Origin of the sequence: Paracoccus sp. DMF (assembly GCF_004407025.1) — a bacterium.
Classification (GTDB): Bacteria; Pseudomonadota; Alphaproteobacteria; order Rhodobacterales; family Rhodobacteraceae; genus Paracoccus; species Paracoccus aminovorans_B.
The window spans coordinates 12,728-25,363 of the sequence record NZ_SOKV02000024.1 but is presented as its reverse complement, the minus strand read 5'-3'; the positions used below and the strand labels follow the sequence as shown (position 1 = coordinate 25,363).

Genomic DNA, 12,636 nt, shown 5'->3' with positions numbered 1-12,636 from the left:
GCTATCCTTGCAGCAGAACACGCGCCAGGACATTGACCCAGATCAACATGCCACACGACGCCGCCCTTGTTGCGACGCAGCAGCCCTGCCACATCTGCCCGATCAAGGAACGGGCAGTATGTTCGCATTGCGGCGGCGACGAGCTTTCCGAGCTGGAGAGCATGAAATACTATCGCCGCTTCGAGGCCGGGCAGGTCGTGGTCTGGGCCGGCGACCGGCTGGATTTCGTGGGTTCCGTAGTGTCCGGCATGGCCGGGCTGACCCAGCAGCTCGAGGATGGCCGCACGCAGATGGTCGGGCTTCTGCTGCCCAGCGATTTCCTGGGCCGGCCAGGGCGCGACGTCGCGGCCTACACCGTGACCGCGACCAGCGACCTGCTCTTGTGCTGCTTTCGCCGCAAGCCCTTCGAAAAGCTGCTGATCGACATTCCGCGCATCGCCGGCCGGCTGCTGGAGATGACGCTGGACGAGCTTGACGCCGCCCGCGACTGGCTCTTGCTGCTGGGCCGCAAGTCGGCGCGCGAGAAGATCGCCTCGCTGCTGGTGATCCTGGCGCGGCGCGAGGCGGCGCTGATCAAGCGCCGGCCCGAGGGGCGCATCGCCATCGAACTGCCGCTGACCCGCGAGGCCATGGCCGATTACCTGGGGCTGACGCTGGAGACCGTCAGCCGGCAGATGAGCGCCCTGAAGCGCGAGGGGGTGATCGAGCTTGACGGCAAGCGCCGGGTCATCGTGCCCTCGTTCCAGCGCCTGGTCCTGGAAAGCGGCGACGATTCGGACGGCGGTCCGCTGAGCTGAGGGCAAAGCGGGGGCCAAGCCCCCGCCGGCCGGCCCCGTCAGCGCGCCATCAGCACCGGCACCTCGGCCTTTTCCAGCATGTTGCGCGTCGCGCCGCCCAGGATCGCCTGGCGGAAGCGCGAATGGCCATAGGCCCCCATGACCAGCATGTCGGCGCCGATCTCGGTCACGCGCCGGTTCAGGATGTCGCTGACCTGGGGCAGGGTGCGCGCCAGCACCGAGATCTCGGCCCGCACGCCGTGGCGGGTCAGCATCTGGCACAGCGCCCCGCCGGGGTCCGAGCGTTCGGGGCCGTTGGGCGAGGGGTCGATCACGGTGATCTCGACGCATTCGGCGGCGATCAGCAGCGGCAGGGCGCGGCGCACGGCGGCCAGGGCCTCGTTCGACTGGTTCCAGGCGATGACGATGCGCTTGCCGAAGGGCTCGGTCAGCTGGTGCGGCACGATCAGCACCGGGGCCGAGCCCTCGAACAGCGCCGCCTCGGTGATCGCCTCTGCATCGGGGGTCGCGCCGGGGCCATAGGGCCGGTTCAGCACCACCAGATCGGAATAGCGCGCCCGCATGCCGACCAGCGTGGACATGCCGCCGACCTGGGCGACGGCGGAATCGACCGACCAGCGCACGTCCTCGGCGTTCAGCCGCTCGCGCACCTTCTGCTCCAGGTCGCTGGCGGCGGCCATGGCCTTGTCGATGGATTCCTGGAACACATAGGCCGAGGCGCCGGCATAGTAATAGCCGCTTTGCGTGTGGTCGACGCCCATGCAGAAGACGTCGAGATGCGCATCCTCGCGCCGGGTCATGGCAAGCGCCGCGTCCAGTTGCTCGTGCTGGCCGGTCTCGGTCAGGACGGTCAGGATGGTCTTGTATCCCATGGGCAGTCTCCTTTTTGGCATTTGGTCCCGGGCGCCGGCTTCCCGGAAGGGAATCAAGGGCCTGGCCGGCGCTGGCGTGGCCATCCTGTCCGGTCAGGGGACGATTTTACACCCCTTGCGAACGAAACGATTGATGCAGATCAAAGTGTAACGAAACCGTGCGCCTGTAGAAGGTGGGTGTCGAGGCCGAAATTCCAGCGCATGCGCGGGTGATTCGCGGCCGCCGGCAAAGGATGAAGGACAGGAAAGTCATGTTGGATACCATCAAGCTGATCGCGCTGGGGGTGATCGCGGTTCTGGCCGCCCTCGCCGCCAATTACGCGCGACCCGATGATCCCGCCTATCTGGTGAACGCGCTGATCGTGATGCTGGCAGCCGGGTTCATGTTCATGCGGGTGCTGCGCCAGATGGGCAACGAGCAGCCGCTGCTCGACCCGCACCCGGAAAACGAATACCTGGACGGCGTGGTCCGGGCCGGGGTCGTCGCCACCGCATTCTGGGGCGTGGTCGGCTTCCTGGTCGGCGTGGTCATCGCCTTCCAGCTGGCCTTCCCGGCGCTGAACCTCAGCGACTTCACCATGGGCTACACGAACTTCGGCAAGCTGCGGCCGCTGCATACCAGCGCGGTGATCTTCGCCTTTGGCGGCAACGCGCTGATCGCGACCTCGTTCTACGTGGTGCAGCGCACCTCGGCGGCGCGGCTCTGGGGCGGCAATGCCGCCTGGTTCGTGTTCTGGGGCTACAACCTGTTCATCGTCCTGGCCGCGACCGGCTATATCCTGGGCGCCACCCAGTCCAAGGAATACGCCGAGCCGGAATGGTATGTCGACTGGTGGCTGACGCTGGTCTGGGTCGTCTATCTCGCGGTGTTCCTGGGCACGATCCTGAAGCGCAAGGAACCGCATATCTACGTGGCGAACTGGTTCTACCTGTCCTTCATCGTCACCATCGCCATGCTGCATATCGTCAACAACCTGTCGGTGCCGGTCAGCTTCCTGGGCTCGAAATCGGTGCAGGTGTTCTCGGGCGTGCAGGACGGCATGGTGCAATGGTGGTATGGCCACAACGCCGTGGGCTTCTTCCTGACCGCCGGCTTCCTGGGCATGATGTATTACTTCATCCCCAAACAGGCCGAGCGTCCCGTCTACAGCTACAAGCTGTCCATCATCCACTTCTGGGCGCTGATCTTCCTCTATATCTGGGCCGGTCCGCACCACCTGCACTATACCGCGCTGCCCGACTGGGCCTCGACGCTGGGCATGGTGTTCTCGATCATCCTGTGGATGCCCTCGTGGGGTGGCATGATCAACGGGCTGATGACGCTCTCGGGCGCCTGGGACAAGCTGCGCACCGATCCGATCATCCGCATGATGGTGGTGGCCGTCGGCTTCTACGGCATGGCGACCTTTGAAGGGCCGATGATGTCGATCAAGGCGGTGAACTCGCTGTCGCACTATACCGACTGGACCATCGGCCACGTGCATTCCGGCGCCCTGGGCTGGAACGGCATGATCACCTTCGGCGCGCTCTACTACCTGACGCCGCGTCTCTGGGGCCGCGAGCGGCTGTATTCCACCGCGCTGGTCAGCTGGCACTTCTGGCTCGCCACCATCGGCCTGGTGCTCTACGCCGCCTCGATGTGGGTCTCGGGCATCATGGAAGGGCTGATGTGGCGCGAGGTCGACGCCCAGGGCTTCCTGGTCAACGCCTTCGCCGACACCGTGGCCGCCAAGTTCCCGATGAACGTGGTGCGTGGCCTGGGGGGTGTGCTCTATCTCAGCGGCGCGCTGATCATGTGCTACAACCTGTGGGCCACCGTCGCCAGGCAACCCAAGACCGCAACCACCGCCGTCGCGGTTCCGGCAGAGTAAGGGCGCATCATGGCAATCCTTGAAAAACACAAGGTTCTGGAAAAGAACGCCACGCTGCTGCTGGTCTTTTCCTTCCTGGTCGTCACCATCGGCGGCATCGTCGAGATCGCGCCGCTGTTCTATCTGCAGAACACCATCGAGACGGTGACGGGCATGCGGCCCTATACGCCCCTGGAGCTGAAGGGCCGCGACATCTATGTCCGCGAGGGCTGCTATGTCTGCCATAGCCAGATGATCCGCCCGATGCGCGACGAGGTCGAACGCTATGGCCACTACAGCCTGGCGGCCGAGTCGATGTATGACCATCCATTCCAATGGGGGTCGAAACGCACCGGGCCGGACCTGGCCCGGGTGGGCGGGCGCTATTCGGACGAATGGCACATCGACCACCTGACCAATCCGCAGGCGGTGGTGCCGGAATCGATCATGCCGAAATACGGCTTCCTGCATGACCGGATCATCGACGCCTCGAACATGCAGGACCGGCTGAAGACCGACGCGCTGGTCGGTGTGCCCTACAGCGAGGAGATGGTGACGAATGCCGCCGCCGATTTCCGCGCCCAGGCCGATCCCGACGCGGATGCCTCGGGGCTGGAAGAGCGCTATCCGGGCGCATTGCAGCGCAACTACGACCGCCGCGCCGGCGTGTCGGAAATGGACGCCCTGATCGCCTATCTGCAGGTGCTGGGCACGATGGTCGACTTCTCGACCTTCGAGCCCGACCCGAACCGCTGAGGCCCGCCATGGAGATCTATTCCTTCCTGCGCGAACTGGCCGACAGCTGGGTGCTGCTGTCCCTGGTGCTGTTCTTCCTGGGGGCGATCGCCTTCGTCCTCAGGCCCGGCTCGCGCCGGCTGCACCGCGATGCCGCGGAAAGCATTTTCCGTAACGAGACGAGTCCCGCCACGGCGGGCGAGAAGGAGGTCGAGTGATGGCCGACACCGACGACGAGCACACCAGCCCCCAGAACCCCGACAACCGGATCGAGCTGGAACGCATGGCCGCGGACCAGGAGAACAAGGCGCAGATCGCCGCGCATCCGCCCGTGGGACCCGACGGCCGGCCGCTGCACCGCCCGGTCGGCAGCACCCGCGTGGTGCGCGACCGCAAGGGCGTGCGCAAGGTGGTCGAGGTGCCCTCGACCGGCCATAGCTGGGACGGGATCGAGGAATACGACAACCCGCTGCCGCGCTGGTGGCTGTGGTCCTTCTATGCCACCATCGTCTGGGGCCTGGCCTATGTCGTGGCCTATCCGGCCATCCCGCTGCTGTCGGGTTCGACCCAGGGCGTGCTGGGCACCACCTATCGCAGCGATGTCGCGGCCGAGATCCAGCGCTTCAACGACGCCAACGCTCCGATCCAGGCCAAGCTGGTCGAGACGCCGCTGGACCAGGTCGCCGCCGATCCGGAGCTTGCGAACTATTCCGCCAATGCCGGGGCCGCGATCTTCCGCACCTGGTGCGCGCAGTGCCACGGCTCGGGCGCGGGCGGCAATCCGGGCTATCCGACGCTCTTGGACAACGACTGGCTGTGGGGCGGCACGCTGGACGACATCCACACCACCGTCCAGCACGGCATCCGCGATCCCAAGGACGAGGAGACCCGCTATTCCGAAATGCCGAAATTCGGCACCGACGAATTGCTGGACAACAGCCAGATCGCCCAGGTGGTGAACTATGTGCTGGAACTGGGCGGGCAGCCGCATGACGCAGACCTCGCGGCCGAGGGCGCGGCGGTCTTCGCTGACAACTGCACTGCCTGCCATGCCGAGGACGGCAAGGGCGACCGGGCGCAGGGCGCGCCGGACCTGACCGACGCGGTCTGGCTCTATGGTTCGGACCCGGCGACGATCACCCGCATCGTCCACGACGGTCCCTTCGGCGTCATGCCGGCCTGGAACGGCCGGCTGTCCGAGGCGGATATCCGCGCCGTCGCATCCTATGTGCACGGTCTGGGCGGCGGCGAATAGCGCCCAGACAAGCACCCCGAATCCGTGGCCGGGCAACCGGCCCCGGAGGCACCGGCCCCCCGTCCTGTTCGCGCGTTTCCAGGGGGGCCGGTGTTTTTATCAAACGCGAATCCCCGGGGGCGGCGCAAGTCGCCTTCGCGCATGTCCGTGGCCATGATGCGACAATGCGGCCCATGCCGGCCGCTGCCCGGCCTGTGTATAAGTCGCCCAGCCCCGCGCTTGACGCAGATCAAAGCGCCCCCGCGGCCAGGGCCTATACCCAAGCCACGCGCAACAGGAGCCAATCATGTCGCAATCCGACATCGACCCGCCACGTCTCTATGCCGCCCGCGAGCCGATCTTTCCGCGCCGGGTGCAAGGCACCTTTCGCAACCTGAAATGGGTCATCATGGCGGTGACGCTGGGGATCTATTACCTCACGCCCTGGATCCGCTGGGACCGCGGCCCCAGCCTGCCGGACCAGGCAGTGCTGGTCGATCTGGCAAACCGCCGCTTCTATTTCTTCTGGATCGAGATCTGGCCGCATGAATTCTATTTCGTCGCGGGCCTGCTGGTCATGGCGGGGCTGGGGCTCTTTCTGTTCACCTCGGCGCTGGGGCGGGTCTGGTGCGGCTATGCCTGTCCGCAGACGGTCTGGACCGACCTGTTCATCCTGACCGAGCGCTGGATCGAGGGCGACCGCAACGCCCGCGTCCGGCTGTGGAATGAGCCCTGGAGCGCCAGGAAACTGCGGCTGCGGCTGTCGAAATGGACCATCTGGCTGGTGATCGCGGCGCTGACCGGCGGCGCCTGGGTGTTCTATTTCACCGACGCGCCGACGCTTCTGGGCAACCTGCTGACCGGCCAGGCGCATCCGGTGGCCTATATCACCATCGCGACCATGACCGCGACGACCTTCCTGTTCGGCGGCTTCGCCCGCGAACAGATCTGCATCTATGCCTGCCCCTGGCCGCGCATCCAAGCCGCGATGATGGACGAGGACACGCTGACCGTCGCCTATCGCGACTGGCGCGGCGAGGAACGCGGCAAGATCCACAAGGGCGAGCTGACCCGCTCGGACGGCGGCACCAAGGGCGATTGCATCGACTGCATGGCCTGCGTCAACGTCTGCCCGATGGGCATCGACATCCGCGACGGGCAGCAGATGGAATGCATCACCTGCGCCTTGTGCATCGACGCCTGCGACGACGTGATGGACAAGATCGGCAAGCCGCGCGGGCTGATCGACTACATGGCGCTGCGCGACGAGACCGCCGAGCGCGCCGGCGGCCAGCCGAAGCCGCTGATGAAGCACATCCTGCGCCCGCGCACGATCCTGTATTTCACGCTCTGGGCCGGGATCGGCGTGGCGCTGGTCGCGGCGCTGTTCATGCGCTCGCCGCTCGACCTCAACGTGACGCCGGTGCGCAATCCGCTCTATGTCACCATGGCCGATGGCGCGATCCGCAATACCTATGCGCTGCGGCTGCGCAACAAGCAGGCCGAGGCGCATGACTTCACCCTGTCCGTCGCCGGCCCCGGCGGCAGCGCGCCGGCGGGCACCCAGGTCACGCTGGAGGGCCAGCCCGATGGCCGGGTCAGCGTCGCGGCCGACAGCACCCAGACCCAGCGCGTCTATATCACCGCCGAAAAGGGCTCGGCCCTGGCCGAGGGCGGACAGGCGGAGTTGACGCTTTGGGTCGAGGATGCCACCGATGGCGTCAGGGCCAGCATCGACACGGTCTTTCACGGAAGGAGCGAATGATGGCGCGCGAACTGACCGGCCGGCATGTGCTGCTGATTACCCTCGCGGCCTTCGGCACCATCATCGCGGTCAATGTCTTCATGGCCGTCAAGGCGGTCGGGACCTTCCCGGGACTCGAGGTCAAGAACAGCTATGTCGCCTCGCAGTCCTTCGACCGCGAGCGCGCGGCCCAGCAGGCGCTGGACTGGACCGCGACGCCCGATTACGACGGGCGCGAGCTGGTGCTGGTGATCCGCGACGCCCAAGGCAATCCGGCCCCGGTCCGGACGCTGGACGTGACCATCGGCCGCCCGACCCATGTGCGCGAGGACCAGCACCCGGCCTTCACCTATTCCGGCGGGCTGTTCCGCGCGCCGTTGCATCTGGCGCCGGGGCTGTGGAACATCCACCTGGTGGCGACGGCGCCCGACGGCACGGTGTTTCGCCAGCGCATCGACCACTACCACGGCAACCGGGTGAACTGAGATGTCCGACGCCACCCTGCACGATCATGAACTGCGGCTCTCGGCCTGCCCGGCCTGCGACGCGGCGCCCCTGGCGCAGCGCCTGGCCGATGCGCGGGGCGGGCAGGCCGATGTGATCCTGTCGCTGCCGACCATCCATTGCGCGACCTGCATCACCGATGTCGAGCGGGTGCTGGCCCGCCATCCCGGCGTGCGCGCGGCGCGGGTGAACCTGACCCTGCGTCGGGTGACGGTGGACGCCCCGGGCATGGCCGCCGCCGAGCTGATCCCGGTCGTCGAATCCATCGGCTACGAGGCGCATGAACTCGACCCTGCCGCGCTGTCGGCCAGCGCCGCCGACCGGCAGGGCCGCGACATCCTGATGCGCATCGGCGTCTCGGGTTTCGCGATGATGAACATCATGATCCTGTCCGTCGCGGTCTGGTCGGGGGCCGACGCTGCCACCCGCGACCTGTTCCACTGGATCTCGGGCGCCATCGCCCTGCCGACGGTGGCCTTTGCCGGCCAGCCGTTCTTTGCCAGCGCCTGGCGGGCCTTGCGGCACGGCCGGCTGGGCATGGACGTGCCGATCTCGCTGGCGCTGGTGCTGGCCTCGGCGATCTCGGTCTATGAGACGGTGCATTCCGGCCATCACGCCTATTTCGACGCGGCGGTGATGCTGTGCTTCTTCCTGCTGATCGGCCGCTACCTGGACTATCGTACCCGCGCCGTGGCGCGTTCCGCCGCCGAGGAGCTGACCGCGCTCGAGGTGCCGCGCGCCTTTCGCCTGACCGCGGCGGGGGAGGAGCCGGTGCCGGTGGCCGAGCTGGTGCCGGGCGACCTGATCCGCATCCGCCCGGGCGCCCGCGTGCCCGCCGATGGCGAGATCACCGAAGGCCGCAGCGAGATCGACCGCGCGCTTCTGACCGGGGAAAGCATCCCGGTCGCGGCCGCGCCGGGCATGGCGCTGTCGGCAGGCGAGGTGAACCTGACCGGGCCCCTGGTCCTGCGCGTGACGGCGGCCGGGCGCGACAGCTCGCTCTCGCGGCTGACGGCGCTGGTCGCGGCGGCGGAATCGGCGCGCGGGCATTACACCGGCCTCGCCGACCGGGCCTCGCGGCTTTATTCGCCGCTGGTGCATCTGATGGCCTTCTGCAGCTTCCTCGGCTGGTATCTGGCCACGCATGACCTGCGGCTGGCGGTGAACGTCGCCGCGGCGGTGCTGATCATCACCTGCCCCTGCGCCCTGGGCCTGGCGGTGCCGGCGGTGATCACCGCGGCCTCGGGGCGGCTGTTCCGGCGCGGCATGCTGATCAAGGACGGCACGGCGCTGGAGCGGCTGGCCGATGTCGATTGCGTGGTCTTCGACAAGACCGGGACGCTGACCATGGGCGTGCCGCAGCTGGTGTCGCTGGCGCCGATCCCGGCCGAGGCCCGGCCGCTGGCCTTGGCCCTGGCCCAAGGGTCGGGCCACCCGCTGTCGCAGGCCCTGGCCCAGGCGCTGGCCGAGGCGGGCACGCAGCCGGCGGCCCTGGACGACCTGCGCGAGGTGCCGGGTTACGGTATCGCCGGGCGCTGGCAGGGCCGCGAGGTTCGGCTGGGCCGCGCCGACTGGCTGGGCGCCAGCCATGGCGAAGCGCGACTTTCGGCCAGCTGGCTGGACCTGGGGCAGGGCGCTCCGATCCGGCTGGAGTTTTCCGACCGGCTGCGCCCGGGCGCCGAGGCCTGCGTCGCCCGGCTGCTGGCGCGGCGGCAGCGCGTGCTGCTGCTTTCGGGTGATGCGGCGCCGGTGGTCGAGGATCTGGCGGCGCGGCTCGGCATCGCCGAATGGCGCGCCGGGGTGACGCCGCTCGACAAGGCCGAGACCGTCCGCGGCTTGGGCAGTGAAGGGCGGCATGTGCTGATGGTCGGCGATGGGCTCAATGATACCGCCGCGCTGGCCGAGGCGCATGTCTCGATCTCGCCCGCCTCGGCGCTGGATGCGGCGCGCACCGCCTCGGACATCGTGCTGATGGGCAGCGATCTTGCCCCGGTGGCCGAGGCGCTGGACGTCGCCCGCCGTGCGCGTTCGCGGATCAAGGAGAATTTCGCGATTTCGCTGGGCTATAATGTCGTCGCGGTGCCCTTTGCCATCGCGGGTCTCGCGACGCCGCTGATGGCGGCGCTGGCCATGTCGCTGAGTTCGATCAGCGTGACGCTGAACGCCTTGCGGCTGCGCTAGGGAGAGTTGCCATGGAAGTTCTCAGCATCCTGATTCCGGTTTCCCTGGGCCTGGGCACGCTGGGCCTTCTGGCCTTCGTCTGGGCCCTGCGCGGCCGGCAATACGAGGATCCCAAGGGCGATGCCGAGCGGATCCTCAGCCAGGAATGGGACGATCATCCGAAACCCTGAGCCGAAAAGCGGGGGTATCGGCGCAGCGGGGTAGGGCCGGACAACCGACCGCAGAGCCCCGGGCGTCTCTCCTTTCTGAAAGCGTTACCTTTTCGCAGAGCCAACCCGGGCAAATCGCCCTCTCGGATGATCGCGGCACGCAAGGCGCGCGTTGCACGTAGACGGTTCGCCGTTTCGCACCATCATGCTTTGGGCGGTCTCCCTTCAGTCAGCCCGTGGCGTAGCATAAGGCGCGTCTTATGCCGAACCGCCATCGCGTAATCGACCGGCTGCCTGCCGCCTGCCGCCATGCCGGTCAGGAAGCGCAGCGTCAGAGGCCCAGGACCGCATGCCGTCCCTGTCAGCTGCCGGAAAGGGTAATCGTCTGGACTCGGTCAGGCTCGGCTTGGGAATGGGCATTTCTGGTCGAATCGAGTCAATTTCCCGGTTGCCGGCCCAAGCTCTGCCATTTTCAGCAGCCTGCTGACGCTGCCGAAGTCTTGTGACCAAGCAAGTCCAGGAAATGCGGGTGCGCAAGCCGAAGCCCTGCTGAAGCTACCTAAGTCCGGCGACCAAGCAAAGTGCCCGAAGCAAGCCAAGGCGCTCGAAAGACAAATCCCGGCCTCTCGACCGGGACTTTGCAGCGCTCATGCGGATCAGAGTTCATCGGCCCCGCGGTCGATCCCGGCAATCAGGGACCAACCACCGTGCAGTCCTGCTGCCGCGCGGCCAGGCGGTCACAGGCCAGTTCGGCGGTCTCTTTCGCCATGCCGACGAAATTCGCCTCGAAGCCGCGCTTGGTATTGGCGACGCGGCTGACCGCGCTGCCCAGCGCGGCGCTTTCCTGCAACGCCGTCTTCAACAGCAACTGTTCTGCCTCGCGCTGCGAGCGAAACAGGCCCAGGGTCACGCCCCAGCCCTTGCCGCCGCCGGTCCCGCGCGAGACGATCTCGGTCGCCTCGGGCACGGCTTCCTCAGGCTCCAGCGAGGCCAGGATGATGGTTTCCGAACGCCGCTCGGGCGCAGGCGAGGCCAGCAGCGCCAGGCTTTCCGGCTGCGGCGCGGTGCTTTGCACGAACAGCGAGGCGGAGCCGGCCGTATCAGCCGGCGCCAAGCTGGCCGACCGGTCGCCGCGCGGCGCCGGGGCAGGGCGGACCGCGTCGATCCGGTTCGCGGCCGGCTGGCTTTGCACCGGCTCGGCCATCGCTTCAGAGGCGTCGCCTTCTTCCGGGCGCGCCGCGGGGCGGGCGGCCCGGGCCAGCACCTCCGGATCGACGGCGGCATTGGCGACCGGGCCCGCGCCGGGCTTGCGGTTCGGCCGGGCGCTGGCGGCCAGCGTGCCGGCATCGCCCGTGGCGCGCGAACCGGCCCTGGCCTGGGCGCGCGACACCGCCGCCGAGATCGCCGCCGGGGTCACCACCGCCGCGGTCGAAGCCCGCGCCACCGGCCGGTCCGAGGCCGAGAGCTGCACCGAGGATGCGGCGGCGCCGGGGCTCGTCGGCACCACGGTCGCGACCTGCACCGTGCGGCGCACCTTCTTCTCGGCCACGAGCTGCGGCGGGGCGGGCTTTACCTCACGCACACGGGTGGGGGCCTTTCCGAAACCGGCATCCAGCAGCTGCGCCATCACCGCGTTGCGATGCGCGGTCGAATTGCCGCCCAGCACCGTCGCCACGATGCGCTTGGAGCCGCGCTTGGCCGAGGCGGTCAGGTTGAACCCCGCCGCGCGGGTATAGCCGGTCTTGATCCCGTCCGCGCCCTCGTAGCTGTCGAGGAAACGGCGGTTGGTGCTCGACACCGTGGCGATGCCGGCATCCGCCGAGCGGCGCGAGAAGATCGAGTAATATTGCGGGAAATCGTAGAACAGCCGCCGGCCCAGGATCGACATGTCGCGGGCGGTGGAATAATGCCCCTCGGTCGTCAACCCGTTGGCGTTGCGGAAATTCGAGTTGCGCATGCCGAGCGCGCGCGCCATCTGCGTCATCTGCGCGGCGAATTGCGCTTCGGAGCCCGCCAGGCCTTCGCCGATCACGGTGGCGGCGTCATTGGCGGATTTCACTGCCGCGGCGCGGATCAGATAGCGCAGCTCGATCCGCTGCCCCGGCTTCAGCCCCAGCCGCGACGGCGGCTGCGAGGCGGCATGGCTCGACACCAGGAACTTGCTGTCCAGCCGCACCTGGCCGCGCTCGATGGCGTTGAAGGCCAGGTAAAGCGTCATCATCTTGGTCAGCGAGGCGGGGTGCAGCCGCGTGTCGGCGTTCTGCGAATAGATTTCCTGCCCCGTGCGCGCATCCATGACGAAGGCCGCGAAAGGCGCCGCTGCCACGGCCATGGGCATGGCCCATGCCAATAGGATCATCAGTCCCAAGCGGACATTCTTGCTGATTCTGCTCACGGTCCCGGTCTTTCTGCCTCTGAGGGCCCGTTCATTATGCGGGCCCTTCATTAATAAAGTGACAATAACACGCATTCCTGCGCACGGAAACCGTAAGTTTGGGGCCGTAGCGCGCAATCTGCCGGCGGTTGCATGCCCCTTGCGGCGGCGCCCCCAGGGCGGGGCTTACCAACCG

The 12,636-nt window shown here is 67.7% G+C and carries 11 protein-coding genes; 9 read left to right on the top strand and 2 right to left on the bottom strand.

Annotated elements, in window-relative coordinates; translation table 11 throughout:
• The first annotated feature begins 47 nt into the window (after positions 1–47).
• Positions 48–797 (top strand): transcriptional regulator FnrL, encoded by a 750-nt coding sequence (fnrL, locus tag E3D03_RS13220; protein WP_026155095.1) that lies wholly within the window; start codon positions 48–50, stop codon positions 795–797.
• 38 nt (positions 798–835) lie between these two features.
• Here the strand turns inward: fnrL and E3D03_RS13215 are convergent, their stop codons facing one another.
• Entirely contained in the window at positions 836–1,669 is an 834-nt protein-coding gene (locus E3D03_RS13215) for a universal stress protein (RefSeq protein ID WP_263567316.1), read from the bottom strand.
• Between the two features lie 251 nt (positions 1,670–1,920).
• On the opposite strand from E3D03_RS13215, the gene ccoN reads away from it, so the two are divergent.
• From ccoN to ccoS, 8 genes are all read left to right on the top strand, one after another.
• Positions 1,921–3,540 carry a cytochrome-c oxidase, cbb3-type subunit I gene (gene ccoN, locus E3D03_RS13210; RefSeq protein ID WP_062560789.1) on the top strand — a complete coding sequence of 540 codons (1,620 nt, stop codon included), beginning with the start codon at positions 1,921–1,923 and terminating at the stop codon, positions 3,538–3,540.
• Positions 3,541–3,549: 9 nt separating this feature from the next.
• A complete protein-coding gene (gene ccoO / locus E3D03_RS13205) occupies positions 3,550–4,275 on the top strand; it encodes a cytochrome-c oxidase, cbb3-type subunit II (RefSeq protein WP_062560788.1) in 726 nt (241 codons plus the stop codon).
• An 8-nt stretch (positions 4,276–4,283) separates the two neighbouring features.
• Complete coding sequence (locus E3D03_RS13200; protein ID WP_017998043.1) at positions 4,284–4,472, top strand: CcoQ/FixQ family Cbb3-type cytochrome c oxidase assembly chaperone; 189 nt, start codon at positions 4,284–4,286, stop codon at positions 4,470–4,472.
• The gene (gene ccoP, locus E3D03_RS13195; protein ID WP_263567315.1) at positions 4,472–5,509 is read left to right on the top strand and encodes a cytochrome-c oxidase, cbb3-type subunit III; all 1,038 of its coding nucleotides are present in this window, start codon (positions 4,472–4,474) and stop codon (positions 5,507–5,509) included. Before E3D03_RS13200 ends, ccoP begins: the two co-directional genes overlap by 1 nt.
• Positions 5,510–5,795: 286 nt before the next feature.
• Positions 5,796–7,253, top strand: coding sequence for a cytochrome c oxidase accessory protein CcoG (gene ccoG, locus E3D03_RS13190; RefSeq protein WP_062560787.1), 1,458 nt, complete (start codon positions 5,796–5,798; stop codon positions 7,251–7,253).
• Positions 7,253–7,717 carry a FixH family protein gene (locus E3D03_RS13185; protein WP_263567314.1) on the top strand — a complete coding sequence of 155 codons (465 nt, stop codon included), beginning with the start codon at positions 7,253–7,255 and terminating at the stop codon, positions 7,715–7,717. Before ccoG ends, E3D03_RS13185 begins: the two co-directional genes overlap by 1 nt.
• Before the next feature lies 1 nt (position 7,718).
• On the top strand, positions 7,719–9,917 hold the full coding sequence (locus E3D03_RS13180) for a heavy metal translocating P-type ATPase (RefSeq protein WP_263567313.1): 2,199 nt from the start codon (positions 7,719–7,721) through the stop codon (positions 9,915–9,917).
• An 11-nt stretch (positions 9,918–9,928) separates the two neighbouring features.
• Complete coding sequence (ccoS, locus tag E3D03_RS13175) at positions 9,929–10,087, top strand: cbb3-type cytochrome oxidase assembly protein CcoS (RefSeq protein WP_017998038.1); 159 nt, start codon at positions 9,929–9,931, stop codon at positions 10,085–10,087.
• A gap of 670 nt (positions 10,088–10,757) precedes the next feature.
• On the opposite strand, the gene E3D03_RS13170 is transcribed toward ccoS, so the two are convergent.
• Positions 10,758–12,398 carry a serine hydrolase gene (locus tag E3D03_RS13170; protein ID WP_411969824.1) on the bottom strand — a complete coding sequence of 547 codons (1,641 nt, stop codon included), beginning with the start codon at positions 12,396–12,398 and terminating at the stop codon, positions 10,758–10,760.
• Positions 12,399–12,636 lie beyond the last annotated feature (238 nt).

Excerpts from the sequence above, each read along its gene's own strand:
- E3D03_RS13180 (WP_263567313.1), top strand. The coding sequence starts at position 7,719 with ATGTCCGACGCCACCCTGCACGATCATGAACTGCGGCTCTCGGCCTGC.
- ccoP (WP_263567315.1), top strand. The coding sequence starts at position 4,472 with ATGGCCGACACCGACGACGAGCACACCAGCCCCCAGAACCCCGACAAC.
- E3D03_RS13185 (WP_263567314.1), top strand. The coding sequence starts at position 7,253 with ATGGCGCGCGAACTGACCGGCCGGCATGTGCTGCTGATTACCCTCGCG.
- E3D03_RS13170 (WP_411969824.1), bottom strand. The coding sequence starts at position 12,398 with ATGGCCGTGGCAGCGGCGCCTTTCGCGGCCTTCGTCATGGATGCGCGC.
- E3D03_RS13200 (WP_017998043.1), top strand. The coding sequence starts at position 4,284 with ATGGAGATCTATTCCTTCCTGCGCGAACTGGCCGACAGCTGGGTGCTG.
- ccoG (WP_062560787.1), top strand. The coding sequence starts at position 5,796 with ATGTCGCAATCCGACATCGACCCGCCACGTCTCTATGCCGCCCGCGAG.
- ccoO (WP_062560788.1), top strand. The coding sequence starts at position 3,550 with ATGGCAATCCTTGAAAAACACAAGGTTCTGGAAAAGAACGCCACGCTG.
- ccoN (WP_062560789.1), top strand. The coding sequence starts at position 1,921 with ATGTTGGATACCATCAAGCTGATCGCGCTGGGGGTGATCGCGGTTCTG.
- E3D03_RS13215 (WP_263567316.1), bottom strand. The coding sequence starts at position 1,669 with ATGGGATACAAGACCATCCTGACCGTCCTGACCGAGACCGGCCAGCAC.
- ccoS (WP_017998038.1), top strand. The coding sequence starts at position 9,929 with ATGGAAGTTCTCAGCATCCTGATTCCGGTTTCCCTGGGCCTGGGCACG.
- fnrL (WP_026155095.1), top strand. The coding sequence starts at position 48 with ATGCCACACGACGCCGCCCTTGTTGCGACGCAGCAGCCCTGCCACATC.